Source organism: Chromohalobacter israelensis DSM 3043 (assembly GCF_000055785.1).
Taxonomy (GTDB): domain Bacteria; phylum Pseudomonadota; class Gammaproteobacteria; order Pseudomonadales; family Halomonadaceae; genus Chromohalobacter; species Chromohalobacter israelensis.
In genome coordinates, this window is record NC_007963.1 from 2,481,854 (window position 1) to 2,504,502 (window position 22,649).

Annotated in this window: 28 protein-coding genes; 14 read left to right on the top strand and 14 right to left on the bottom strand. The window is 64.3% G+C overall.

What is annotated here, in order from left to right; translation table 11 throughout:
• Positions 1-8 precede the first annotated feature (8 nt).
• From rpsI to zapE, 3 genes are all read right to left on the bottom strand, one after another.
• Positions 9-398: a 30S ribosomal protein S9 gene (gene rpsI / locus CSAL_RS11235; RefSeq protein WP_011507503.1), complete on the bottom strand. Its 390-nt coding sequence runs from the start codon at positions 396-398 to the stop codon at positions 9-11.
• 13 nt (positions 399-411) lie between these two features.
• A complete protein-coding gene (gene rplM / locus CSAL_RS11240; protein WP_011507504.1) occupies positions 412-840 on the bottom strand; it encodes a 50S ribosomal protein L13 in 429 nt (142 codons plus the stop codon).
• A 165-nt stretch (positions 841-1,005) separates the two neighbouring features.
• Entirely contained in the window at positions 1,006-2,181 is a 1,176-nt protein-coding gene (gene zapE, locus CSAL_RS11245) for a cell division protein ZapE (RefSeq protein WP_011507505.1), read from the bottom strand.
• Positions 2,182-2,376: 195 nt separating this feature from the next.
• On the opposite strand from zapE, the gene CSAL_RS11250 reads away from it, so the two are divergent.
• Positions 2,377-2,832, top strand: a complete 456-nt coding sequence (locus CSAL_RS11250; RefSeq protein WP_035412049.1) for a Z-ring associated ZapG family protein — start codon at positions 2,377-2,379, stop codon at positions 2,830-2,832.
• Between the two features lie 72 nt (positions 2,833-2,904).
• On the opposite strand, the gene CSAL_RS11255 is transcribed toward CSAL_RS11250, so the two are convergent.
• A complete protein-coding gene (locus CSAL_RS11255) occupies positions 2,905-3,660 on the bottom strand; it encodes a Nif3-like dinuclear metal center hexameric protein (protein ID WP_011507507.1) in 756 nt (251 codons plus the stop codon).
• A gap of 102 nt (positions 3,661-3,762) precedes the next feature.
• On the opposite strand from CSAL_RS11255, the gene CSAL_RS11260 reads away from it, so the two are divergent.
• Positions 3,763-5,001, top strand: a complete 1,239-nt coding sequence (locus CSAL_RS11260) for a Do family serine endopeptidase (protein WP_011507508.1) — start codon at positions 3,763-3,765, stop codon at positions 4,999-5,001.
• A gap of 114 nt (positions 5,002-5,115) precedes the next feature.
• Here CSAL_RS11260 and hisD read toward each other — a convergent pair whose 3' ends face one another.
• The 9 genes from hisD to CSAL_RS11305 form a co-directional block, all read right to left on the bottom strand.
• A complete protein-coding gene (hisD, locus tag CSAL_RS11265; protein WP_011507509.1) occupies positions 5,116-6,432 on the bottom strand; it encodes a histidinol dehydrogenase in 1,317 nt (438 codons plus the stop codon).
• A 15-nt stretch (positions 6,433-6,447) separates the two neighbouring features.
• Positions 6,448-7,098: an ATP phosphoribosyltransferase gene (gene hisG / locus CSAL_RS11270; protein WP_011507510.1), complete on the bottom strand. Its 651-nt coding sequence runs from the start codon at positions 7,096-7,098 to the stop codon at positions 6,448-6,450.
• A gap of 66 nt (positions 7,099-7,164) precedes the next feature.
• Entirely contained in the window at positions 7,165-8,427 is a 1,263-nt protein-coding gene (gene murA / locus CSAL_RS11275; RefSeq protein ID WP_011507511.1) for a UDP-N-acetylglucosamine 1-carboxyvinyltransferase, read from the bottom strand.
• A gap of 12 nt (positions 8,428-8,439) precedes the next feature.
• Positions 8,440-8,694: a BolA family protein gene (locus tag CSAL_RS11280; protein WP_011507512.1), complete on the bottom strand. Its 255-nt coding sequence runs from the start codon at positions 8,692-8,694 to the stop codon at positions 8,440-8,442.
• A gap of 149 nt (positions 8,695-8,843) precedes the next feature.
• Complete coding sequence (locus CSAL_RS11285) at positions 8,844-9,188, bottom strand: STAS domain-containing protein (RefSeq protein WP_011507513.1); 345 nt, start codon at positions 9,186-9,188, stop codon at positions 8,844-8,846.
• On the bottom strand, positions 9,185-9,850 hold the full coding sequence (locus CSAL_RS11290) for an MlaC/ttg2D family ABC transporter substrate-binding protein (protein ID WP_011507514.1): 666 nt from the start codon (positions 9,848-9,850) through the stop codon (positions 9,185-9,187). Before CSAL_RS11290 ends, CSAL_RS11285 begins: the two co-directional genes overlap by 4 nt.
• Before the next feature lie 22 nt (positions 9,851-9,872).
• Complete coding sequence (gene mlaD / locus CSAL_RS11295; protein WP_011507515.1) at positions 9,873-10,337, bottom strand: outer membrane lipid asymmetry maintenance protein MlaD; 465 nt, start codon at positions 10,335-10,337, stop codon at positions 9,873-9,875.
• Positions 10,334-11,116, bottom strand: a complete 783-nt coding sequence (gene mlaE / locus CSAL_RS11300; protein WP_011507516.1) for a lipid asymmetry maintenance ABC transporter permease subunit MlaE — start codon at positions 11,114-11,116, stop codon at positions 10,334-10,336. Before mlaE ends, mlaD begins: the two co-directional genes overlap by 4 nt.
• Positions 11,113-11,964 carry an ATP-binding cassette domain-containing protein gene (locus tag CSAL_RS11305; RefSeq protein WP_011507517.1) on the bottom strand — a complete coding sequence of 284 codons (852 nt, stop codon included), beginning with the start codon at positions 11,962-11,964 and terminating at the stop codon, positions 11,113-11,115. Before CSAL_RS11305 ends, mlaE begins: the two co-directional genes overlap by 4 nt.
• Before the next feature lie 144 nt (positions 11,965-12,108).
• Here CSAL_RS11305 and CSAL_RS11310 point away from each other — a divergent pair, with 144 nt between their 5' ends.
• The 11 genes from CSAL_RS11310 (at position 12,109) to mgtE (ending at position 20,642) form a co-directional block, all read left to right on the top strand.
• Positions 12,109-13,089 (top strand): KpsF/GutQ family sugar-phosphate isomerase, encoded by a 981-nt coding sequence (locus tag CSAL_RS11310; RefSeq protein ID WP_011507518.1) that lies wholly within the window; start codon positions 12,109-12,111, stop codon positions 13,087-13,089.
• 9 nt (positions 13,090-13,098) lie between these two features.
• On the top strand, positions 13,099-13,641 hold the full coding sequence (locus CSAL_RS11315) for a KdsC family phosphatase (RefSeq protein WP_011507519.1): 543 nt from the start codon (positions 13,099-13,101) through the stop codon (positions 13,639-13,641).
• A complete protein-coding gene (lptC, locus tag CSAL_RS11320; RefSeq protein ID WP_244846344.1) occupies positions 13,604-14,233 on the top strand; it encodes an LPS export ABC transporter periplasmic protein LptC in 630 nt (209 codons plus the stop codon). Before CSAL_RS11315 ends, lptC begins: the two co-directional genes overlap by 38 nt.
• Positions 14,230-14,754 carry a lipopolysaccharide transport periplasmic protein LptA gene (gene lptA / locus CSAL_RS11325; protein ID WP_011507521.1) on the top strand — a complete coding sequence of 175 codons (525 nt, stop codon included), beginning with the start codon at positions 14,230-14,232 and terminating at the stop codon, positions 14,752-14,754. Before lptC ends, lptA begins: the two co-directional genes overlap by 4 nt.
• A gap of 43 nt (positions 14,755-14,797) precedes the next feature.
• Positions 14,798-15,523, top strand: coding sequence for an LPS export ABC transporter ATP-binding protein (gene lptB / locus CSAL_RS11330; RefSeq protein WP_035412027.1), 726 nt, complete (start codon positions 14,798-14,800; stop codon positions 15,521-15,523).
• 124 nt (positions 15,524-15,647) lie between these two features.
• Positions 15,648-17,081 carry an RNA polymerase factor sigma-54 gene (locus CSAL_RS11335; protein ID WP_011507523.1) on the top strand — a complete coding sequence of 478 codons (1,434 nt, stop codon included), beginning with the start codon at positions 15,648-15,650 and terminating at the stop codon, positions 17,079-17,081.
• 136 nt (positions 17,082-17,217) lie between these two features.
• Positions 17,218-17,526, top strand: a complete 309-nt coding sequence (gene hpf, locus CSAL_RS11340; protein WP_011507524.1) for a ribosome hibernation-promoting factor, HPF/YfiA family — start codon at positions 17,218-17,220, stop codon at positions 17,524-17,526.
• Positions 17,527-17,533: 7 nt separating this feature from the next.
• On the top strand, positions 17,534-18,010 hold the full coding sequence (ptsN, locus tag CSAL_RS11345; protein WP_043558423.1) for a PTS IIA-like nitrogen regulatory protein PtsN: 477 nt from the start codon (positions 17,534-17,536) through the stop codon (positions 18,008-18,010).
• A 27-nt stretch (positions 18,011-18,037) separates the two neighbouring features.
• Positions 18,038-18,934 carry an RNase adapter RapZ gene (gene rapZ, locus CSAL_RS11350; protein ID WP_011507526.1) on the top strand — a complete coding sequence of 299 codons (897 nt, stop codon included), beginning with the start codon at positions 18,038-18,040 and terminating at the stop codon, positions 18,932-18,934.
• Positions 18,921-19,190: an HPr family phosphocarrier protein gene (locus CSAL_RS11355; protein WP_011507527.1), complete on the top strand. Its 270-nt coding sequence runs from the start codon at positions 18,921-18,923 to the stop codon at positions 19,188-19,190. Before rapZ ends, CSAL_RS11355 begins: the two co-directional genes overlap by 14 nt.
• A gap of 99 nt (positions 19,191-19,289) precedes the next feature.
• Complete coding sequence (mgtE, locus tag CSAL_RS11360) at positions 19,290-20,642, top strand: magnesium transporter (RefSeq protein ID WP_011507528.1); 1,353 nt, start codon at positions 19,290-19,292, stop codon at positions 20,640-20,642.
• Positions 20,643-20,654: 12 nt separating this feature from the next.
• Here the strand turns inward: mgtE and pmbA are convergent, their stop codons facing one another.
• On the bottom strand, positions 20,655-21,995 hold the full coding sequence (gene pmbA, locus CSAL_RS11365) for a metalloprotease PmbA (RefSeq protein WP_011507529.1): 1,341 nt from the start codon (positions 21,993-21,995) through the stop codon (positions 20,655-20,657).
• 109 nt (positions 21,996-22,104) lie between these two features.
• On the opposite strand from pmbA, the gene yjgA reads away from it, so the two are divergent.
• Complete coding sequence (gene yjgA / locus CSAL_RS11370; protein ID WP_011507530.1) at positions 22,105-22,632, top strand: ribosome biogenesis factor YjgA; 528 nt, start codon at positions 22,105-22,107, stop codon at positions 22,630-22,632.
• The last annotated feature ends 17 nt before the right edge of the window (positions 22,633-22,649 follow it).

The window sequence follows — 22,649 nt, forward strand, 5'->3', positions numbered from 1 at the left end:
GTCGCGTCTTAACGCTTGGAGAACTGCGGACGACGACGCGCCTTGCGCAGACCGACCTTCTTGCGCTCGACCTGACGCGCGTCACGCGTCACGTAGCCCGCGTCACGCAGCGGACGACGGAAGTCTTCGTTGTAGTCGATCAAAGCACGCGTGATGCCGTGACGAATCGCACCCGCCTGCGCGGAGCCGCCGCCACCGGTCACGGTGACGTACACGTCGAACTGGCCAGTGGTCTCGGTCAGCTCGAGCGGCTGGCGCACGACCATCTCGCCGGTGACACGACCGAAATAGTCGTTCAGCTCGCGGCTGTTGACGGAGATTTTGCCAGTGCCCGGCTTCAGGAACACCCGAGCTGTGGAAGTCTTGCGGCGCCCGGTACCGTAATACTGCTGTGTCATGGCGAAGAATCCCTTAGAGGTTCAGTTCAAGCGGCTGCTGCGCGGCGTGCGGGTGCTCTGCACCGGCATACACCTTGAGCTTGGAATACATGGCGCGGCCCAGCGGACCTTTCGGCAGCATACCCTTGACCGCGCTTTCGATGACGCGCTCGGGCGCGTGATCGATCAACTTCTCGAAGGACATGGAGCGCAGACCGCCCGGATAGCCGGTATGACGGTAGTAATTCTTGGCTTGCGCCTTGTTGCCGGTGACACGAACCTTCTCGGCGTTGACGACGACGATGTAGTCGCCGGTGTCGACGTGAGGCGTGTATTCCGGCTTGTGCTTGCCGCGCAAGCGGCGAGCGATTTCGGTGGCCAGGCGGCCGAGCGTCTTGTCAGTCGCATCGACGACATACCAGTCGCGTGTGACGGACTGCGGCTTAGCACTGAACGTCTTCATGGGTGAATCACCAATTGCTTGTGTGGGCGTCACGCCGAATGGCGATCGGCCAATCCCTATTTTTCTTGGTTGTACCATCTCGCGAGACGGCACAACGTTAGAGCGAGCGCGCATTATACATGCTGTTCGCCCGCCCGTTAAGCCTGATTTCGCGTTTCTCGGACATCACGGCTTGTGCGGCAACGCCAGATACTCCTTGGACTGCATCTCCTGGAGACGCGACAGCGTGCGCTCGAACTCGAACTCCAGCTGGCCGTGCGTATACAGCGACTCGATGGCCACCGCAGCAGAAAGCAACAGCTTGACCCCGCGGTCGTAGAACTCATCGACCAGATTGATGAAGCGACGCGCCTGGTCTTCCGAGTGAGCGCTCATCTGCGGCACGTTGGAGAGCAAGACGGTATGGAACTCGCGCGACAGCTCGATGTAGTCGTTCTGGCTTCGCGGCCCGTCGCACAGGGTACGGAACTCGAACCAGACCACATCCTCGTGCAAGCGGCGCGCGGGCAGGACGCGATGGTTGACGTGGATGTCGGCATCGGGCTCTCCCCCGGCACCGGCGATGGCGCGAAAGCTTTTCTCCAGCGCGTGCTCGGCTTCGTCGCCCAGCGGATGATAGAAGATCTTGACCTGCTCCAGGGCACGCAGGCGGTAATCGACTCCCGAATCGACGTTGACGACCTCGCAATGACGCTTGAGCAGGTCGATGGCCGGGATGAACCGTGCCCGCTGAAGGCCGTCCTTGTAGAGATCGTCGGGCACGATGTTCGATGTGGTGACCAGCACGACCCCCTGCGCGAACAGGGCCTCCAGCAGGTTGGCCAGGATCATCGCATCGGTGATGTCCTTGACGAAGAACTCGTCGAGACAGATGACGCGTGCCTCCGAGGCGAATTTGGCCGCGATCAACGTCAGCGGGTTCTTCTCGCCCTTGTAGTGCGTCAGCTCGTTGTGCACGCGCTGCATGAAGCGATGGAAGTGCGTGCGCATCTTGTCGGCGAACGGCAGCGTTTCGTAGAAGGTGTCGACCAGATACGTCTTGCCGCGTCCCACGCCGCCCCAGAAGTACAACCCCAGCACTGCCGGCGGCTCTTCGAACGGGGAAGGCGCCGACGGCTTGCCGAACAGCTTGGCGACCTTGGACTTGAGACCGCCGCTCGATGACGCGGGCGCACTCGGAGACTGACGTGGCGCCTGCATCAACTCATCGTAGAGGCGCTGCAGGTGCTTGACCGCTTCTTCCTGACCGGGGTCGTATTGAAAGTCGTCGCGCTGCAGATCCTGACGGTATTTCTCCAGGGGCGTCGACGCGCCCCGGGACGGTGGCATGGTGGCACTCATGGGGTCGAAAAACACCTCGACTGAATAATGAAAGCCACCATTATACGCGCCATGCGCACTCTTGCATGACGTCGCGCGACACCTCGTCGCGCTTTTGGGTTTGACCCGTCGCGCCAAGACACCGATATAATGGCCCCAGGCTCGGTATGCCCTCGTACTGCACACCGCATGCCCGTGACATTCAAGGAGAGCATTGTGAACGAGAGCAACATCGACTGGATCCTGGCCATCGCTTGCTTTCTGGCGGGCATCGGCGTCGGCGCCCTCGGCTACCATTTGCTGAACGCCAACGTGGCGCGCAATCAGAAAGTCCGCCAACGCCTGGCTGAAGCCGAACTGGAGCTCAGCCAGGTCAAGGATGCGCTGAACGATCACTTCACCAAGGCCGCCGACCTGGTGACCAGCATTCAGCGTCAGAGCCATGAGCTCGAACAGCAACTGGCACAAGGGGCCGACCGCCTCGTCGACGATCTGCAGCTGAAGCGGCGCCTGCACCAAGGTCAGGATGACGCCGTCACCGACGACGACACCGACTCTCCCCAGGTGCCACGCGACTACGCAGAAGGCGCTCAAGGCACCCTGGCCGAAAACTACGGGCTGGAGTCACACAAGCGGCGCGAGACCGAAGAACCGGCACCGCCTCGCTACTGAGCGACACTCCGATGCATCGCCGAAACGGCCGCTGTCATGCGGCCGTTGGCGTCTTCGGCCGGCGGGGTGACATCAGGCAGGGTTGTCGATATCCACGAAGCGGTGCTCGAGCGCAAAGCGCGAGGCCAGCCAGTCGCCCAGCGCCCGAACGCCGTCGCGCTCGGTCGCATGGTGCCCGGCCGCGAAATAGCTCACGCCCATCTCGCGGGCCAGATGCGTGGTACGCTCGGAAATCTCTCCCGAGATGAAGGCGTCCACGCCGGCCTGCGCCGCTAGGGGCAGCATGTCCTGGGCGCCACCGGTACACCACGCCACCCTCTTGAGCGGTCGCGAATGGCCGTTGATCACCAGGGGCGACCTCCCCAGACGCGACTCGATCAGCCGGGCGAATGCGGTGTGATCCATCGTCGGCAGCGTGCCATGCCACAGCAGCCCCTCCCCCGGCTCGCCATCGAGGCACCCCTGCGCCGTGATGTCGAGCCGTCTGGCCAGTTGCACGTTGTTGCCCAGGGTCGCATGGGCATCCAGGGGCAGGTGATAGGCCAGCAAGTTGATATCGTGAGCCAGCAACGTCGCCAATCGGCGGCGCTTCATCCCGGTCACCTCCACCGGCTCGTTCTTCCAGAAATAGCCGTGATGGACGAGCAGCAGGTCGGCGTTCCAGGCCACCGCTTCGTCTAGCAGGGCCTGGCAGGCGGTCACGCCACTCATGACGCGGGTGACGTCCTCGCGCCCCTCCACCTGAAGCCCATTGAGGGTGTAGTCCTTGAACGCGCCAGGACGCAGTTCGGTTTCGATCGCGGCGATCATGTCGTGTCGAGCACTCATGCGCGGCTCCAGACAGTTGGCGGATGCAATGTTACACTCGGCGCCATTGTAACGGCTGCCCCGAGGGGCGGCGACTGCCCGTTCGCCGACAAGGAACCCGTCATGCGCCGCTCACTGATGTCGCTCGTCTGGCCCACCATCAGTGGCATCCTGCTTGCCATCGTGCTGCTCAACGCCTTCCCCCAGCTGCTTGGCGGACGCAACGCCGACGACACCGTGACGCCCGTCCCCGATACCAGCGCCGTGCGCGCCATTGCCGAACGCACCGATACCGCCGCCCGTGCCCCGGAAGTCGTCGAGGCCGCCCCGCTCGACCGGGCACAAGGACCGGCCAGCTATGCCACCGCGGTGGACAAGGCCGCCCCGGCCGTCGTCAATATCTACTCGTCGCGCATGGTCGATCCCAGCGAGCACCCCCTGATGTCCGACCCGTTCTTCGAGCAATTCTTCGGCAAGGACATGCCGCAACGTCAGCGCATGCTGTCCAGTCTGGGTTCCGGCGTCATCGTGAGTCCCGAGGGCTACGTCCTCACGAACAACCACGTCATTCGCAACGCCGACCAGATCCAGGTCGCCCTGCGCGACGGCCGCGAGACCCTCGCCGAGGTCGTCGGCACCGATCCCGAAAGCGACCTCGCGGTGCTCAAGATTCCCGTCGACAACCTGCCGGTCATCGAGCTCAGCGACTCGGAGCAGGTCGCCGTAGGGGACGTCAGCCTGGCCATCGGCAACCCCTTCGGCGTGGGACAGACCGTGACCATGGGAATCATCAGCGCGACCGGACGCAACCATCTGGGGCTCAACGCCTACGAGGACTTCATTCAAACCGATGCCGCCATCAACCCGGGCAACTCCGGTGGCGCCCTGGTTAATGCCGAAGGCGCTCTGGTGGGCATCAACACCGCGATCTTCTCCCGCTCGGGAGGCTCGCAAGGCATCGGTTTCGCGATTCCCGCCAACCTCGCCCATCAGGTACTCGATCAGATCGTCGCGCATGGACGTGTCATTCGCGGCTGGCTGGGCATCGACGTCCAGGCGATGACTCCCGACCTTGCCACCTCTTTCGGCCTGAAGACCCTCAAGGGCGTGGTCATCGCCAATGTCGTGCCCGGCGGCCCCGGCGAAAAGGCAGGCCTGCAGCCCGGAGACGTGCTGATGTCCGTCAACGGCAAGATCATCGTCGACGCTCGCGAGGCGATGGCCGATATCGCGGAGATCTCGCCCGGCACCTCGCTCCCCGTCACCATCGTGCGCGATGGCGAAAAGCGTGAGGTGACGCTGACGGTCGGCGAGCGCCCCCAGGCAGCGCAGCGTCAACCAACCGCTCCCTCTTCTGAATGACGCGTCGACATCCCTGAGACGACACGGCCCCGCCGGCAATATATACCGACGGGGCCGTGAGGGGGCGGATGCGCAAGCCGGGATGTCGGCCCGGCCCGACGCCCGAGGAGACGACTAGCGCTCGTCGAGACGACTCTCCGCCGAGCGCGCATGTGCCGTCAACGACTCTCCACGCGCCAGCACCGACGCCGTGCGCCCCAGCGTCGCTGCCCCCTGCGCGGAGCAATGGATCAGCGACGAACGCTTCTGGAAATCATAGACCCCCAGTGGCGAGGAAAATCGCGCGGTGCCCGAGGTCGGCAGGACATGATTGGGGCCGGCGCAATAGTCGCCCAGCGCTTCCGAGGTATAACGCCCCATGAAAATGGCACCGGCATGACGTACGCCTTCCGCCATCGACTCGGGGTCGGCCACGGAAAGCTCCAGGTGCTCCGGCGCGATACGATTGATCACCGCCAGCGCTTCCTCGCGATCGCGGCATTGAATCAGCGCACCGCGTGCCGCCAGGGACTCGCGAATGATCGCCTCGCGCTCCATGGTGGGCAACAGGCGCTCGATGGCGGACGCCACGGCATCGAGATGCGCGGCCTCCCAGCCGACCAGGATCGCCTGGGCGTCTTCGTCGTGTTCGGCCTGGGAAAACAGGTCCATGGCCAGCCATTCGGGATCGGTGAGACCATCAGTCACGACCAGGATTTCGGAGGGGCCGGCAATCATGTCGATACCGACCTGGCCGAATACCGCCCGCTTGGCCGTCGCCACGTAGATGTTGCCGGGCCCGACGATCTTGTCCACGCGCGGGATGCTCTCGGTACCATAGGCCAGCGCCGCCACGGCCTGCGCCCCGCCCACGGTGAAGACATGGTCGACCCCGGCCAGGTGCGCGGCCGCCAGCACCAGATCATTGAGCACGCCGTCCGGCGTCGGCACGACCATGACGACTTCGCGCACGCCGGCGACATGCGCCGGAATCGCATTCATCAACACCGAGGACGGATAGGCCGCCTTGCCCCCCGGCACGTAGATTCCGGCGCGATCCAGCGGCGTGACCTTCTGCCCCAGCACGCTGCCATCGGCCTCGGTATACTGCCATGACTCGGGCTTCTGGCGCTGATGGTATTCGCGGATGCGCTCGGCGGCATGCGCGAGCGCCTCGCGCTGATCGGCCGGCAACCCTTCATAGGCGTGACGCAGGCGCTCGGCCCCCAGCGTCAACTCGCTCATCTCGGCGGCCTGCAGACGGTCGAAGCGGTTGGTATATTCGATCACGGCAGCATCGCCACGGGTGCGCACAGCGTCGAGAATCTCTTCCACCCGCTGGGCAACCTCCTTGTCGGAGACGCCTTCCCAGGCCAACAGTGCGTTCAGGCGCGTGTCGAAATCGTCTTGCGTCGTGGTCAGGCGTGCCACGTTCACGGCATTGTCACTCATCGGATACCCTCACTCTCAAGCCTGCGTCTCGCGGCGCGACGCCACCGCCTGGCCCAAGCGTTCGATCAACGGCTTGAGGCGGTCATGCTTCATGGTCATCGACGCCTTGTTCACCACGAGGCGAGAACTGACCTCGTCGATCAGTTCTCGCGGCTCCATGCCATTGGCGCGCAAGGTGTTGCCAGTGTCGACGATATCCACGATCTCGTCGGCCAGGTTCATCAACGGTGCCAGCTCCATGGCGCCGTACAGCTTGATCACCTCGGCCTGAATGCCCTGCTGGGCATAATAGCGACGCGCCACGTTGACGAACTTGGTGGCGACGCGGCGCCGTGCATGGGTGGGCTCGGCGCCGACGATTCCCGCCGTCATCAGCTTGCAACGCGAGATTTCCAGGTCCAGGGGCTCATAGAGCCCCTCCGCACCATGCTCGAGCAGCGTGTCCTTGCCGGCCACGCCCACATCGGCGGCGCCCATCTGCACATAGGTCGGCACGTCCACGGCGCGAATCACCACCAGCTTGACGTCGGGCAGGTTGGTATCGAACAGCAACTTTCGGCTCTTGCCGAAATCTTCCGCCGGTTCGATGCCCGCATCGGCCAACAGCGGTAACGTTTCTTGCAGTATACGCCCCTTGGACAGGGCCAGGATCAGTTGCTTGGACATGATGTTGGCACGTCTATTGAACGTTGGCGCTCCGCACGTGGCGGAACGCGAGAATGGGCGCGGCGCTCAACCGGGAACGCGACGAATCTTGGCACCGAGCAACTGGAATTTTTCCTCGATGCATTCGTACCCGCGATCGATATGGTAGATACGGTCCACCTGCGTCTCGCCGTCGGCCACCAGAGCGGCCACGACCAGGCTCGCCGAGGCGCGCAGATCGGTCGCCATCACCGGGGCCCCGGACAGGCGGTCGACACCGGTGATCACGGCGGTGTTGCCTTCCAGCGAGATGCGCGCGCCCATGCGATTGAGCTCCTGCACATGCATGAAGCGATTTTCGAAGATCGTCTCGACGACGGTGCCTGCCCCTTCGGCGACACAGTTGAGCGCCACGAACTGCGCCTGCATGTCGGTGGGAAACGCCGGGTAAGGCGCCGTGCGCACATTGACGGCACGCGGGCGCCGCCCACGCATGTCGAGCTCGAGCCAGTCGTCGCCGACTTCGACCCTGGCGCCCGCCTCGTCGAGCTTGGCCAGCACGGCTTCCAGCGTATCGGCACGCGTGTTGCGCACCCTGACGCGACCGCCACTGGCCGCGGCCGCGACCAGGAACGTACCGGTCTCGATGCGATCGGGCATGACATCGTAATGCCCGCCATGCAGACGCGGGACGCCCTCGATCACGATGGTATCCGTGCCGTGTCCCCGAATTCTGGCGCCCATGGTGATCAGGCATTCGGCGAGATCCACCACTTCCGGCTCGCGGGCCGCGTTCTCCAGCACCGTGGTGCCCTCGGCCAGCGTCGCGGCCATCAGCAGGTTCTCGGTGCCGGTCACGGTCACGGTATCGAAGAAGATCGTCGCCCCTTTCAGGCGGCCGGCGCAGCGCGCCTGGACATAACCGCCGTCGACATGGATCTCCGCCCCCATGGCCTCGAGTCCGCGCAGGTGCAGATCGACGGGACGCGAGCCGATGGCGCAGCCGCCCGGCAACGACACATCGGCGGTGCCGAAATGCGCCAGCAGCGGGCCGAGCACGAGGATCGAGGCGCGCATCTTCTTGACCAGCTCGTATGGCGCGTGACAGTGCGTCACCTGCGAGCCGTCGAGCTGGATGCTCATCTTGTCGCCCATCACCGGCTCGACTCCCATGCGGCCGAGCAGTTCGAGCGTGGTGGTAATGTCCTGCAGATGCGGCAGGTTGCCGATGGTCACGGGCTCGTCGGCCAGCAGGGTCGCCGCCAGAATGGGCAAGGCAGAATTCTTGGCACCGCTTGCCCAGACTTCGCCGTCGAGTGGCCCGTTGCCGGTAATGATCAGTTTGTCCATGAAAGTCCGCGCTTAGACGCCCACGTTTTCCGGGGCCGTTTCCCACTGGTCGGGAGTATAGGTCTTGATGCTGATGGCATGCAGGGCGCCGCTGGCAATTTCGTCGGAGAGTGCCGAGTAGATCAGCTGCTGCCGCTTGACGGGACTCAGGCCGGCAAAGGCTTCGCTGATGGCGACAACCTGGAAATTGCAGCCTTCCCCCTGGATGTGAAACTGGCAATCGTCGATGCGAGATTCGAGTAGGGCCTTGACGTCGCTGGGTTGCATAGGGCGCTGGCTCCTGTTTCAGGACGCTCGCACGTGACACGTGCGAGCACAATTGAGACGTGATTTTGATCCGGCATGATAAAGAAAACGGGCGCCGTTGGCGACGCCCGCTTGCCATGCAATGGCGGAAACGACGATGCCGGACGGTGTCAGGCGCTAACGCTCGTCTCGGCCGTGGGCAACAACGGGTCGAGACCGGCCATCGCGGTCAGGCGCGCCAGCGGCTGCGAAAGCGTCACCTGCACGATGTGTACCTCGCAGGCCTGGGCGGTGCGCAACCATTCGAGCAGGACACTGAGCACGGCACTGCTGGCACGCTGCACGCCGGTCAGGTCGAACTCGACCTCGGTGGCGCGCGGCAGGCCTTGCAGCCACTCCGTGCCCTTCGCCGCCAGCGATGCGGCGCTGTCGAAATCCGCCTCGCCGTCGACCTTCAGGATGCGCTCCTGGCACACCTCGAGGCGCGCACCTTCACGTTCGAGCAGAACGCTCATTGATCGCTGCCGCCCTGCTCCAGTTCGTCGGTGGCCACTTCCGGCGCCCAGCCATCGATGACCGCATCGATATCGCGATTGTTGTCGCGCATGGCCTGGTCGAACTGGTTACGGAACGTCAGCCCCAGGTTGATGCCGTTGACGATGACATTGATCACGCGCCACTCGCCATCGCGCTGATGCAGCGTGTAGACCACGGGATAGACCTCGCCGTTGGTGGAGACCACTTCCATGTCGACACTGGCCTGATCCTCGTAGCGTCCGGCATCGTCGTCGTCGAGCACGCGAATCTCGCGATAGTCGAACGTCACCAGCCCTCGGGCGTAGGTCTCGATCAAGGTGTCACGGAACGTCTCGACGAAGCGCGAGCGCTGCTCGGGCGTCGCGTTGCGGAAATAGCGCCCCATCACGCTGGCGCCGATATAGCGAAAATCGGCCACGTCGTCGAGGCTCTCGTCGACCAGGGACTCGAGCTCGTCCTCGTGCGCGGCGTAGTAATCCTTGCGGCCTTCCAGCTTCTGCATCAGCGCCGCCACGTTGTCTTCGATCAACTGCTGCGGCGCCTGCTGGGCCTGGGCCGTCAACGTGACGCACCACAAACCGATCAGCAGCAGCGCACCAAGGCGACTCGCCCGCAGGCATTGGACTTGCTTCGCTATCATGAAAACCTCCTTGGCTCTTGGCTCATTCGCTCGTCATGTTCGACACGAACTGCTGGATCAGCTGTTCCAGCACCAGCGCTTGCTGCGTATCGCGGATAGTGTCGCCATCTTCGAGCATCTCAGGGTCTCCCCCCACGCTCAGGCCGACGTATTGCTCGCCCAGCAGGCCCGAGGTGAGGATCGAGGCCGTGCTGTCACGCGAGATCTTGCCCTCGAGCGAGTCGTCGAGCTCCATGGTCACTCGGGCATCGAGCCATTCGGTATCGAGCGAGACATCGCTGACGCGCCCCACGGTCACGCCCGCCATGGCAACCCGCGATCCCGATTTGAGACCGCCGATGTTGGCGAAGTTCGCCTGCAGCGTGAACGTGTCCTGCGGCACGCCGAACCCGACGCCGCTGACTCGCAAGCCGAGAAACACCATGCCCAGAATACCGGCCAGGACGAACAGTCCCACGCCGAGTTCCATCATCTTGCTGCGCTTCATCCAAGTTCTCCAAACATCAGCGCGGTCAGCACGAAATCCAGTCCGAGCACCGCCAGGGACGAATAGACCACCGTGCGGGTCGTGGCCCGCGAGATGCCTTCCGACGTGGGGACCAAGTCATAGCCCTGAAATACCGCGATCCAGGTGACCACGAGACCAAACACCACACTCTTGAGCATGCCGTTGAGAATGTCGTCGACGAACGCGACGCTGCTTTGCATGTTGCTCCAGTACGAGCCGTCGAACACGCCCAGCCATTGCACGCCGACCAGATAGCCACCCCAGATGCCGACCACGCTGAACCCCACGGTCAGCAACGGCATCGAGACGAACCCCGCCCAGAGGCGTGGCGCCACGATTCGACGCAAGGGGTCGACCCCGATCATCTCCATGCTGGTCAGCTGCTCGGTGGCCTTCATCAGGCCGATCTCGGCGGTCAGCGCCGAGCCCGCACGTCCCGCGAACAGCAGCGCCGCCACTACCGGCGCCAGCTCACGCAGCAACGACAGGGCCACCATCTGACCCAGGGCGTCTTCCGCGCCGAAATCGACCAGGATGGTGAAGCCCTGCAGCCCCAGCACCATGCCGATGAACAGGCCCGACACCAGCACGATGGCCAGCGACATGACGCCGATGAAATGCATTTGTCGCAGCCAGAGATGCCATCCCTCGCGCGAGGGGACTCCCCATGCCGCCTGCACCAGGAAGATCACCGCGCGCCCCAGCGCACTCACCGTCTCCAGCGTGCCCCGACCGAGCGCTACGATATGGTGGATCATGGGCGCCCTCCCCCGGTGGCCAGGATATCGCGATGAAAGTCGGGAGCCGGATAATGAAACGGCACCGGCCCGTCGGGCTCGCCATGCACGAACTGCTTCACCCGGGCGTCCCGATTGACGTCCAGGGTCTGCGGCGTGCCGTGGGCCATTACCTGACCGTCGGCGATGATATACACGTAATCGGCGATGGAAAGCGTTTCCTTGATGTCGTGGGACACGATCACCGCCGTCAGACCCAGCGCCTGGTTGACCGTCTTGATCAACTGCACCAGCACGCCCATCGAAATCGGATCCTGCCCCACGAACGGCTCGTCATACAGGACCAGCTCGGGGTCGAGCGCCACCGCACGGGCGAGCGCCACGCGCCTGGCCATGCCGCCGGAGAGTTCCGCCGGCGACAGGTTGCGCGCGCCACGCAAGCCGACTGCCTGCAGCTTCATGAGCACGATGTCGCGCACCATGGCCTCGGGCAGGTCGGTATGCACACGCAGCGGAAACGCCACGTTCTCGAACACGTTCAAGTCGGAAAACAGCGCGCCGCTCTGGAACAGCATGCCCATCCGCCGGCGCAAGCGAAACAGCGCCCGCCGCGACAAACGGTGCACATCCTGCCCATCGATACACACGCGCCCCGCATCGGGCACCAGCTGACCGCCGATCAACTTGAGCAGCGTGGTCTTGCCGGTGCCGCTGGGCCCCATGACCGCAGTGATCTTGCCCTTGGGTATACGCAGGTCGACGCCGCGAAAGATCTCATTCTCGCCTCGCGAGAAATGCAATCCCTCGACATCGACCAGTGTCGTGTCAGTCACGTCACGCTCATCCACGTCTCGATAATTATCGAACATCGTATCCTAACTCCGGCGATCACCGCCAGCCTCGCCTTGCAACGCCGACGATGAGTGCGTTTAATAAGCGCCCGATCTCACCCGCCATTTCCTGCAGGCACGCGCCGCTTGAGCCAAAGGCCGCGAAGGGCAACAATCATCACCATGAACACCGTCACCGATCATGATTACCGCGCCAGCGCCCGCCGTACGCTGACCCTCGAATCGCATGCCGTGGCCGCCTTGATCGAACGCCTCGACGAAGCGTTCGATCACGCCTGCCAGCTATTTCTCGCCTGCGAGGGACGCATCATCGTCACCGGCATGGGCAAGTCCGGGCATATCGCCCGCAAGATTGCCGCGACCCTGGCCAGCACGGGCACGCCGGCGTTTTACGTTCACCCCGGCGAGGCCAGCCATGGCGACATGGGCATGATCACCGCGCGCGACGTGGTCCTGGCGCTGTCCAATTCCGGCGAGACCGCCGAGGTCACGGCGCTGCTGCCGCTTCTCAAGCGCATGGGCACCCCTCTGGTCAGCATGACCGGGCGCCCGGGCTCGAGCCTGGCGCGGCATGCCGAAGCTCACCTGGACACCGCGGTGGATCGCGAGGCGTGCCCGCTCGACCTGGCCCCGACCGCGTCGACCACTGCCGCCCTGGCCATGGGCGATGCCCTGGCGGTGGCCTTGCTCGAGGCACGCGGCTTCACCGCCGAGGATTTTGCCCTGTCGCATCCCGGCGGTAGCCTGGGCCGGCGATTGCTGCTCAAGGTCGAAGACCTCATGCATCAGGGCGATCGCCTGCCCCGGGTGGCGCTGGGCAGCCCACTGCGCGATGCCTTGCTGGAGATCACGCGTCAGGGCCTGGGATTCACCTGCGTGCTCGACGAGGACGGCCGCCTCGCCGGGGTCTACACCGACGGCGACCTGCGTCGCACCCTCGACCATCATGACGATCTGCGCCAGCTGCGCGTGGACGACGTCATGACCCACGGCGGCAAGACGATTCGTCCTCAATTGCTGGCTGCCGAGGCGGTCAAGATCATGGAAGACAATCGCATCACAGCCCTGGCCGTGGTCGACGACCAGGGCCATCCGGTCGGCGTCCTGCACATGCACGACCTGCTGGCCAGCGGCGTCATCTGAGGAGAGTCCATGACACGATCCAGCGAATGGCAAGACAAGGCGCGCCGCATCCGCTTGCTGGCCCTGGATGTGGACGGCGTGCTCACCGACGGCACGCTCCACTTTCACAGCGACGGTCAGGAGACCAAGAGCTTCAACATCCTCGACGGCCTGGGCATCAAGATGCTGCAACGAAGCGGCGTCCAGGTGGCCTTGATCACGGGGCGCAAGTCGCCCATGGTCACGCGCCGTGCCGAGGCGCTCGGCATTGCCCACGTCCATCAGGGACGCGAGGACAAGCTGATCGCGCTGCGCGCCCTGTGCGAGGCACTCGGCCTGCCCCTGGCCGACGTCGCCTACTGCGGCGACGACCTCCCGGACCTGGCCGCCATCCGTGCCGCCGGTCTGGGACTGAGCGTCCTCAATGCCCCCGCATACGTGCGCGAGCATGCCGACTGGGTGCCCAACCGCCCGGGTGGCCAGGGCGCCGTGCGCGAGATCTGCGACGCACTGCTGGCCAGCCAGGGGAACTGGGATGCCAGCCTGGCGCCGTATCTCGACGACCTGGAGTGACGCCATGCCGACGTTCTTCTCTTCTCGCAAATGGACGCGCTTCGCGCTGCTGCTGATTCTGGTCGTGCTGGGCATCGGTCTGGCCATCGTCGAGCAGCGCAACGCCACCACGCCAGGCCCCGTGCCCAGCGACGATGCCGGGGAGCCGGATTATTACCTCGAAGGCGTGACCATGACGCGCTTCGATGCACAAGGCATCCCGCACCAGACGCTCACGTCGCCGCGCCTGGTCCACACGCCCAAGGACGATATCATTCGTGCCGCGTCGCCCGTGGCCAACATACGCGACGCAGACGGCCGCCAATGGGACATCACCGGCGACAAGGGACGGCTGGGAGCGCAACGCGATCTGCTGACCCTGACCGGCAACGCCCAGCTCGTGCAGCCCGAACAAGGCTGGCGGCTCAACACCGATGTCCTGCATTACCAGGCCAGCGAGGCCCATGCCTGGAGTGACAGCGACGCCGTGTTGCGGCAGCATGAACAGCGCGTGCGCGGCAATCGCTTCGACGCCTGGCTCGATACCGACCGTGCGCGCCTGACCGGCGACGTGCAAGGCCACCACCCACAGATTGCCGAGGACGACACATGATGACACGAACCTTGACGGTCGCGCTGGCATGCGCGGCACTGGGCCTGGCCAGTCACGCGGCCCTGGCGCTGGAAAGCGATGCCAGCCAGCCCATCGAGATCGCCGCCGACCAGTTGGATCTCGACGATAACGCCGGCACCGCCGTCTACACCGGCGACGTCGACATGCAGCAGGGCAGCATGCGCCTGACCGCGGCACGCGTGGAGATCGAGCGCAACGCGCAGGGCGAGGTCTCCACCGTCACCGCCCACGGCAGCGGTAGCGAGCGCGCCTATCTCGAGCAGAAGCCTTCACCGGACGAGCCGGTGGCCAAGGGCTGGGGCGACACCGTGATCTATCATGCCGGCGAACGCCGCGTCGAACTCATCGATCGCGCTCAGCTTCACCAGGGCGGAGACACCTTCAACGGTGCCTATGTCGAATATTTCCTCGATCGCCGCCAGGTCCAGGCGCGCTCCGACGACGACGGTGAAGGCGATCAGCGCGTGCGCATGACGCTGACCCCGCGCAATGACCAATGACACCCTCGACCTTTCGTTCACCAACGCCCTGGATGCGATGCCCATGAAGACCCTGAGTGCCGCCAACCTGGCCAAGAGTTACAAGGGCCGCCGCGTGGTCCACGACATCAGCCTGACCATTCGCCAGGGCAGCATCGTCGGCCTTCTCGGCCCCAATGGCGCCGGCAAGACCACCTCGTTCTACATGATCGTCGGTCTGGTGGGCGCCGACGCGGGAAGCGTTCACATCGATGAACGCAATCTTTCCCGCGCGGCCATGCACGAGCGTGCCCGCGCCGGTATCGGTTACCTGCCGCAGGAAGCCTCGATCTTCCGCAAGCTCTCGGTAGCCGACAACATCATGGCCATCCTCGAAACACGGCGCGACCTCGACAAGGCCGCCCGCAAGGATCGGCTCGAGCGATTGCTCGAGGAGTTTCACGTCACCCATATCCGCGACAACCCCGGCATGAGCCTCTCCGGTGGCGAGCGCCGCCGCGTGGAGATCGCCCGCGCGCTGGCCACCGAGCCCGCCTTCATCCTGCTCGACGAACCCTTCGCCGGCGTCGACCCGATTTCGGTGGGCGAAATCAAGGGCATCATCCGCCAGCTCCGCGACCGCGACATCGGCGTCTTGATCACCGACCACAACGTGCGGGAAACCCTGGACATCTGCGACAACGCCTACATCGTCGGCGATGGGCAAATCATTGCCGAAGGGCATGCCGACGCCATCCTCGCCAACCAGAAAGTGCGCGACGTCTATCTCGGCCACGAGTTCCGCCTGTGAACGCAAGCCACTGGTATCACGCTTGGCTCATATAAATGGCATGGTTGTTGCTTCCATTCTTGCAACTCACGTCGCTGCGGGATAACGTACGGGCACCGTTTCAGGAAGCGACGACCGACTCTCCATGTCCATGAAACCTACGCTTCAGCTTCGCGTCGGCACCCAGCTGACGATGACGCCTCAGTTGCAGCAAGCGATCCAGCTCTTGCAGCTCTCGACGCTGGATTTGCGTCAGGAGATCCAGCAGGCGCTGGACGCCAACCCCATGCTGGAACTCGAGGAACACTTCGACGAGCGCGAAGTCAGCGAGACGCAGGACGACGACTGGAGCAGCGAAATTCCGGAAGACCTGCCGCTGGACAGCGACTGGAGCGATACCTACCAGGACGCCGGGCTCGGCTCATTGAACGGCAGCGGGGGCAGCGAGGAAGGCCCCGACATCGAGCGCAACACGGCGCACACCAGCCTTCACGATCATCTGGGCTGGCAACTGGCCATGACCGACATGACGCCACGCGAACATGCGATCGCCGAGAGTCTGATCGATGCCGTGGGCGCCGATGGCTACCTTACCGTGTCGCTCGAGGAGCTTCTCGATGGGCTGCGCGGTCAGGGGTTGGCCGGCCTCAAGATCGGTGACGTCGAGCAGGTCATGATGCGCGTGCAGCAATTCGACCCCACGGGCGTCGCCGCTCGCGATCTGCGCGAATGTCTCCTGCTGCAGCTGGGCGCCCTGCCCGAGGACATGCCGCTGCTTCCCCAGGCCAAGCGCCTGGTGCGTCAATTCCTCGACGCGCTCGCCGGCAACGACCGCAAGCTGCTCAAACGGCGCCTGCGTCTCGAAGAGGCGGAACTCGACCATATCATCGCCCTCATCCGCACGCTCGACCCGCGCCCCGGTCTGGCCTTCGAGGACAGCGACAACGATTACGTCATCCCCGACCTCATCGCCCGCCGCGTTCGTCAGGAATGGCGCATCGAGCTCAATCCCGACGCCTTGCCGCGCGTCCGCATCCAGCCGGATTACGCCGCTCTGATCAAGCGTGCCGACAAGAGTGACGACAACACCTTCCTCAAGCAGCACCTGCAGGAAGCCAAGTGGCTGCTCAAGAGCCTGTCTAGCCGTAACGACACCCTGTTGCGCGTGGGCCGCGAAATCATGGCCCGTCAGCTCGACTTCCTCGAGCATGGCGAAGAAGCGATGAAACCGTTGATCCTCGCCGATATCGCCGGCGCGGTGGACATGCACGAATCGACCATTTCACGCGTCACGACGCAGAAATTCATTCATACCCCACGTGGCGTGTTCGAGCTGAAATACTTCTTCTCCAGCCATGTGGGCGGTGGCCACGGCGAAGGCGACGCCCATTCCAGCACCGCGATACGCGCCCGGCTGAAGAAGCTGATCGGCGAAGAGCCGCCACGCAAGCCGTTGTCCGACAGCAAGCTCGTCGACCTGCTGGCACAGGACGGCATTCAGGTCGCACGCCGCACGGTGGCCAAGTATCGTGAAGCGATGGGCATCCCCTCCTCCAGCGAACGCAAGCGCCTGGCCTGAACGCCCAACGTTTGCACCCGTCGACGCCGCTGCGTAGACTCGCCGCGGTCGTCGACACCCAGGCATCGCCCGGGGCTATGCATTGCCCTAAAAAGGGTTACAATCAAAGTGCCAACCGATGGAATAGGAGCGTGCCATGCAAGTCAATATCACCGGTCATCACATCGAATTGACCGATGCCCTGCGCGACTACGTCAATGAAAAGCTCGCACGTCTGGAACGGCATTACGACAACATCACCACCGTTCAAGTCACGTTATCCATCGAAAAGGAACGTCACTTGGCCGCATGCACGCTTCATGCCGCAGGCGCCGACCTGCACGCCGATGTGCAGAGCGACGACATGTACGCTGCCATCGACGCCCTCACCGACAAGCTCGACCGCCAGCTCGTCAAACACAAAGAAAAGATGCAGGCACGCGCCCAGGGCGCCGGTGCCCGTTGAATCCGCCATGACACTGGAAAGCATCCTGCCCCCCGAGCGCGCCCTCTTCGGCGTTGCCGGGGGGAGCAAGAAGCGTGTGCTGGAATTCTTCAGCACCTTCATCGCCCAGAATACGCCTAGCCTCGACAGCCAGGAGGTCTTCGGCCGTCTCATCGGTCGTGAACGCCTGGGAAGCACCGGCATCGGCAATGGCGTTGCCATTCCGCATGCGCGCAACCCGCATTGCAAGGCGCCCATCGCCGGTTTTCTGCGTCTTCAGGACCCCATCGACTTCGATGCGATAGACGGCGAGCCCGTCGACCTGATATTTGTGCTGCTGGTCCCGGAAGAAGCCGATGACGCCCACCTGTCGCTGCTCGCCCAGGTCGCTGCCATCATGAACGACAGCGCCATCCGTAGCAGGCTGCGACAAGCGCAGACCCAACGGCAACTCTACGATACCCTGATCGAGGCCATACGCCAGCAAGACACCCGCGCCAGCTGACGCTGGCGCAAACCAAGGGGCGCGCCCATGCAACTCGTGATCATCAGCGGCCGTTCCGGCTCCGGTAAATCCATTGCCTTGCAGGCACTCGAGGATCTCGGGTACTACGCGATCGACAACCTGCCCGCCAGCCTCATGGCGCCCCTGATCGATGAGCTGCGCGAAGGACCGCCCTCGCGCACTCATATCGCCGTCAGCATCGATGCCCGCAACCTTCCCGACGCCCTGCGCCGCTTTCCGGTCCTGCTCGAGGAAATTCGCGGGCGTGGCATTCAATGCCAGGTCGTCTATCTGACCGCCGACTCGCGCATCCTGCTCGAACGCTATTCGGCGACGCGCCGCCGCCACCCGCTGACGCGGGCCAGCGAAATGACCCTCGCCGAAGCCATCGAGCAGGAGCAGACCTACCTCGCGCCGATCCGCGACATCGGGGACCTGGTGATCGACACCTCGAGCCTGTCGGTGCATGAGTTGCGTGGGCGCATCGCCGAACAGGTGGCTCGCCACAGCGGCCGCCACCTGACCTTGACCTTCGAGTCGTTCGGCTACAAGCGCGGCGTGCCGCTGGATGCCGACATGGTGTTCGACGCCCGATGCCTGCCCAACCCGTACTGGGATCCCCAGCTACGCGGGTTCGACGGGCGCGACGCGCAGATCGTCACCTTTCTCGAGGCCTACCCCGATGTCCGCGCCATGGCCGATGACATTCGCCACTGGCTGGAGCGCTGGCTGCCCGCCTATCTGGCCAGCAATCGCAGCTACCTGACCGTCGCGGTCGGCTGCACCGGCGGCCAGCACCGCTCGGTCTATCTGGTCGAGGATCTGGCACACCATTTCGCCCAGCAGATGAGCGGCGTGCGTTTGCGCCATCGCGAACTGGGGGTTCAAGCGGCATTGCCGGAGGATGGCAATGCCGTGTCGTAGACTGCAACTCACCAACAAGCGCGGCCTGCATGCCCGCGCGGCCACCAAGCTGGTGCAGTGCTGCCAGCCCTTCGCCGCCCGCGTCAGCGTTTTTCACGGCGAACGCGAAGCGGACGCTGCCAACATCATGTCGTTGCTCATGCTCGCCGCGCCCTGCGGAACCGAGCTCGACGTCCAGGCCGATGGCGAGGACGCCGATGAGGTGCTCGATGCACTGACCGACCTGTTCGAGTCGCGATTCGAGGAAGACGCCTGATTAACGAACAGTGTTCGCGCCTACCCGAAGCGATGGTAGAATAGCGCCACGACCTAGAATCGACCTTGGCCCAGCATCGACAAAGGATGCCGATTCCTCATGAGCCCCAATCACAAGCATTTACAACCGCGCCTGGACCGCCTCAGCGATGCCCTCGAAAGCGGGGCGCTGGATCAGGCTCGGCGCATGCTCAACCGTGGCCTGGCACCGGTCGATGTCGCGCACCTGCTCGAATCGACGCCACCGCGCGAGCGGAATGTCCTTTGGGAGCTGGTCGATGCCGATTTGCAGGGCGACGTACTGCAATACCTGGGCGATGACATCCAAAGCGAGTTCCTGGGCCGCATGGACGCCGAACAGCTCGTCTCGGCGACCGAGGGGCTCGATGTCGACGACCTCGCCGACCTGCTGCAGCGCCTGCCCAACACGGTGATCCACGAAGTCCTGCAAGCCATGGAGGCGCAGGAACGCCAACGCATCGAGACCGTCCTCTCCTACCCGGAGGATACCGCGGGCGGCTTGATGAACACCGACACCATCACCATTCGCCCGGATATCACCCTGGACGTGGTGCTGCGTTACCTGCGCCGTCACGAGAAGCTGCCCGACTCCACGGACACCCTGCTGGTCGTGACCCGACGCGACGAGTTGATCGGCACGTTGCCGCTCAACCTCCTGCTGGTTTCCGACCCGTCGATTCTCGTGCGCGAGGTCATGAATACCGACTTTCCCACGATACAGGCCACCGCCGCGGACACCGAAGTCGCGAGCCTGTTCGAGAAATTCGACCTGATCTCGGCACCGGTGGTCAGCACCGACGGCGCCTTGCTGGGACGCATCACCATCGACGACGTGGTCGACGTGATTCGCGAGGATGCCGAGCACCAGGTCATGAGCATGGCCGGTCTCGACGAGGACGAAGACACCTTCGCGCCGGCCTGGCGCACCGGACGTCGACGCGCGGTATGGCTGGGCATCAACCTGGTGGCCGCCACCATTGTGTCGTTCGCCATCGGCATCTTCGAATCGACCATTCAGCAGATCACCGCCCTGGCGGTATTGATGCCCATCGTTTCCAGCATGGGCGGGATTGCCGGCTCGCAGACGCTGACGGTACTGATCCGCGGCATCGCCCTGGGGCATGTCGGCGGCGCCAACGTGCGCTGGCTGCTGGTGCGGGAAATGCTGTCGGGCATGATGAACGGCGTGCTCTGGGCAGTGATCGTCGCGCTGGTCGCCATCGTGCGTTTCGATGACTACAAGCTCGGCGGCATCATCGCCCTGGCGATGGTCATCAACCTCACCATCGCCGCCCTGGCCGGCACCTTGATCCCCGTGCTGCTAAAGCGCCTGAAGATCGATCCGGCCCTGTCGGGCGGCGTATTGCTGACGACGATCACCGACGTGGTCGGCTTCGTCGCGTTTCTGGGCCTGGCCGCGGCGTTCTACTGAGGGACGCCGGCCTTACTCGCCGGCGACCATCATGTCACCGATCAGCCAGCTGCCGGTATGCACGCTGCCACGCGTGTCGGTATCGCTGCCCACGCCTTCCAGGTTGGCGAACATGTCGCGCAGATTCCCCGCGATGGTGAATTCTTCGACGGGATGCTGAATCTTGCCGTTCTCGACCCAGAAACCTGCCGCACCGCGTGAATAGTCGCCGGTCACGCCATTGACGCCTTGCCCCATCAGCTCGGTGACCAGCACACCGCGCTCCATGCGCGCCAAGAGTGCCTCGCGCGACATCAGGGGCGCCTCGATACGCAGGTTGCGTGCACCGCCGGCATTGCCGGTCGTGCTCATGCCCAGCCGCCGTGCGCTGTACGCCGACAGCATGTAGCTCGCCAGGCGCCCCCGGTCGATGAAAACGTTGTCGCGCGTGGCCACGCCATCGTTGTCGAAGGCCGTGCTGGCCATGGCACCATATTCCCGTGGCTTTTCACGCAAGGAGAACCACTCGGGAAAGACGCTTTCGCCAAGCCGGTCGCAGAGGAAGGAAGCCTCGCGGTACAACGCCCCTCCGGCAATGGCGTTCAAAAAGTTGCCCACCAGGCCGCTGGCCAGCTCCGGCGCGAACAGCACCGGCATACGTCCGGTGGCCGGCGAGCTCGCCCCCAGGCGAGCCAGCGTCTTGTCGGCGGCGTTGCGTCCCACCGTCTCCGGCGCCAGCATGGCCGCAGGGTCGCGCACCGAGGTGTAATCATAGTCGCGCTGCATTTCCGCACCGTGGCCGGCGATCAGCATGCACGACAAGGAATGCCTGCTGCCGCGCTGGCTGCCCAGAAAGCCGTGACTGTTGCCATAGACGCGAACGCCCTCGCCGCTGGAAAGGCTGGCCCCATCGGAGTTGGTGATGCCCTCGACATTGCGCCCGGCGGCTTCGCAGGCCAGCGCCAGCTCGATGGCGTCATCGGTGCTCAGCGGCCAGGGATGGTGCACCCCGAGATCCGGCAGGTCGGTGGCCATCAGCGACGCATCGGCCAAGCCGGACGCGGGATCCTCGCCGGTATACCCGGCGATCGCCACGGCCTTCTCGACCGCCGCGCGCAGCGATTCGTCACTGTCATCGGACGTCGACACGCTACCCTTGCGCTGTCCGACATAGACAGTGACCGCAATGCCCTGATCGCGTGACAGTTCGACGCTCTCCACATCGCCCAGGCGCACGCTGACACCGATGCCCTGGTCGACACTGGCCCCCACTTCACACGCATCGGCACCCAACTGCTTGGCCCATTCCAGGGCCTGTGCCACGCGCGCCTCCAAGCGTGCTTGCTGCTCTACGGCATCGAAGGCCTGGCTCATGGTCTGCTCCTGTACTCATATGGCCCGAGACACTGCTCAAAGGCTCGATAGGATTGTCGAGGAAGCCTGATATACTGCACGGTCATCCCCGAAGCATGATGGTAATGCAATGTCGACCGACCTCCCCGATCAACACGACGACGACGCCGCCGAGCGCCCCAGCAAGACCCAGCGCAAGAACGAAATGAAGGCCCTGCAAGCGCTGGGCGAGCGCATCATCGCGATGAGCGAGGCCGAACGTGCGCGCTTGCCACTTTCCGAGGACATGCGCTTCGCCGTCGAGGAAACCTCGCGCATCCGCTCCCACGAAGGCCGCCGACGTCACATGCAATACGTCGGCAAGGTCATGCGCCGCGAGGACCTGCCTGCCATCCAGGCGGCCTTCGACGCCATGGAGCAGGAAGCCGTGCGCCGCGACCAGGCCTTTCATCGGCTCGAGCGCTGGCGTGACCGGCTGATCGACGATACCAGCGCCGAGTCGCTCGAGGCCTTCATCGCCGAATATCCCGATGTCGATCGACAGACGCTGCGTCAACTGATCCGCAACGCCCAGAGCGAACGCCAGCGTGAAAAACCGCCGACGAACGCCCGCAAACTCTTCCGTCTGATCCGCGAGACGGCAGGCATGCCACGCTAGGCCGCATGCCAGGCGCC

Excerpts from the sequence above, each read along its gene's own strand:
- zapE (WP_011507505.1), bottom strand. The coding sequence starts at position 2,181 with ATGAGTGCCACCATGCCACCGTCCCGGGGCGCGTCGACGCCCCTGGAG.
- mgtE (WP_011507528.1), top strand. The coding sequence starts at position 19,290 with ATGAGCCCCAATCACAAGCATTTACAACCGCGCCTGGACCGCCTCAGC.
- yjgA (WP_011507530.1), top strand. The coding sequence starts at position 22,105 with ATGTCGACCGACCTCCCCGATCAACACGACGACGACGCCGCCGAGCGC.
- lptA (WP_011507521.1), top strand. The coding sequence starts at position 14,230 with ATGATGACACGAACCTTGACGGTCGCGCTGGCATGCGCGGCACTGGGC.
- CSAL_RS11315 (WP_011507519.1), top strand. The coding sequence starts at position 13,099 with ATGACACGATCCAGCGAATGGCAAGACAAGGCGCGCCGCATCCGCTTG.
- hpf (WP_011507524.1), top strand. The coding sequence starts at position 17,218 with ATGCAAGTCAATATCACCGGTCATCACATCGAATTGACCGATGCCCTG.
- CSAL_RS11335 (WP_011507523.1), top strand. The coding sequence starts at position 15,648 with ATGTCCATGAAACCTACGCTTCAGCTTCGCGTCGGCACCCAGCTGACG.
- hisG (WP_011507510.1), bottom strand. The coding sequence starts at position 7,098 with ATGTCCAAGCAACTGATCCTGGCCCTGTCCAAGGGGCGTATACTGCAA.
- mlaD (WP_011507515.1), bottom strand. The coding sequence starts at position 10,337 with ATGAAGCGCAGCAAGATGATGGAACTCGGCGTGGGACTGTTCGTCCTG.
- CSAL_RS11285 (WP_011507513.1), bottom strand. The coding sequence starts at position 9,188 with ATGAGCGTTCTGCTCGAACGTGAAGGTGCGCGCCTCGAGGTGTGCCAG.
- CSAL_RS11310 (WP_011507518.1), top strand. The coding sequence starts at position 12,109 with ATGAACACCGTCACCGATCATGATTACCGCGCCAGCGCCCGCCGTACG.
- CSAL_RS11290 (WP_011507514.1), bottom strand. The coding sequence starts at position 9,850 with ATGATAGCGAAGCAAGTCCAATGCCTGCGGGCGAGTCGCCTTGGTGCG.
- ptsN (WP_043558423.1), top strand. The coding sequence starts at position 17,534 with ATGACACTGGAAAGCATCCTGCCCCCCGAGCGCGCCCTCTTCGGCGTT.
- mlaE (WP_011507516.1), bottom strand. The coding sequence starts at position 11,116 with ATGATCCACCATATCGTAGCGCTCGGTCGGGGCACGCTGGAGACGGTG.
- rplM (WP_011507504.1), bottom strand. The coding sequence starts at position 840 with ATGAAGACGTTCAGTGCTAAGCCGCAGTCCGTCACACGCGACTGGTAT.
- CSAL_RS11260 (WP_011507508.1), top strand. The coding sequence starts at position 3,763 with ATGCGCCGCTCACTGATGTCGCTCGTCTGGCCCACCATCAGTGGCATC.
- CSAL_RS11355 (WP_011507527.1), top strand. The coding sequence starts at position 18,921 with ATGCCGTGTCGTAGACTGCAACTCACCAACAAGCGCGGCCTGCATGCC.
- rpsI (WP_011507503.1), bottom strand. The coding sequence starts at position 398 with ATGACACAGCAGTATTACGGTACCGGGCGCCGCAAGACTTCCACAGCT.
- CSAL_RS11280 (WP_011507512.1), bottom strand. The coding sequence starts at position 8,694 with ATGCAACCCAGCGACGTCAAGGCCCTACTCGAATCTCGCATCGACGAT.
- lptB (WP_035412027.1), top strand. The coding sequence starts at position 14,798 with ATGAAGACCCTGAGTGCCGCCAACCTGGCCAAGAGTTACAAGGGCCGC.
- murA (WP_011507511.1), bottom strand. The coding sequence starts at position 8,427 with ATGGACAAACTGATCATTACCGGCAACGGGCCACTCGACGGCGAAGTC.
- rapZ (WP_011507526.1), top strand. The coding sequence starts at position 18,038 with ATGCAACTCGTGATCATCAGCGGCCGTTCCGGCTCCGGTAAATCCATT.
- pmbA (WP_011507529.1), bottom strand. The coding sequence starts at position 21,995 with ATGAGCCAGGCCTTCGATGCCGTAGAGCAGCAAGCACGCTTGGAGGCG.
- hisD (WP_011507509.1), bottom strand. The coding sequence starts at position 6,432 with ATGAGTGACAATGCCGTGAACGTGGCACGCCTGACCACGACGCAAGAC.
- CSAL_RS11305 (WP_011507517.1), bottom strand. The coding sequence starts at position 11,964 with ATGTTCGATAATTATCGAGACGTGGATGAGCGTGACGTGACTGACACG.
- lptC (WP_244846344.1), top strand. The coding sequence starts at position 13,604 with ATGCCAGCCTGGCGCCGTATCTCGACGACCTGGAGTGACGCCATGCCG.
- CSAL_RS11255 (WP_011507507.1), bottom strand. The coding sequence starts at position 3,660 with ATGAGTGCTCGACACGACATGATCGCCGCGATCGAAACCGAACTGCGT.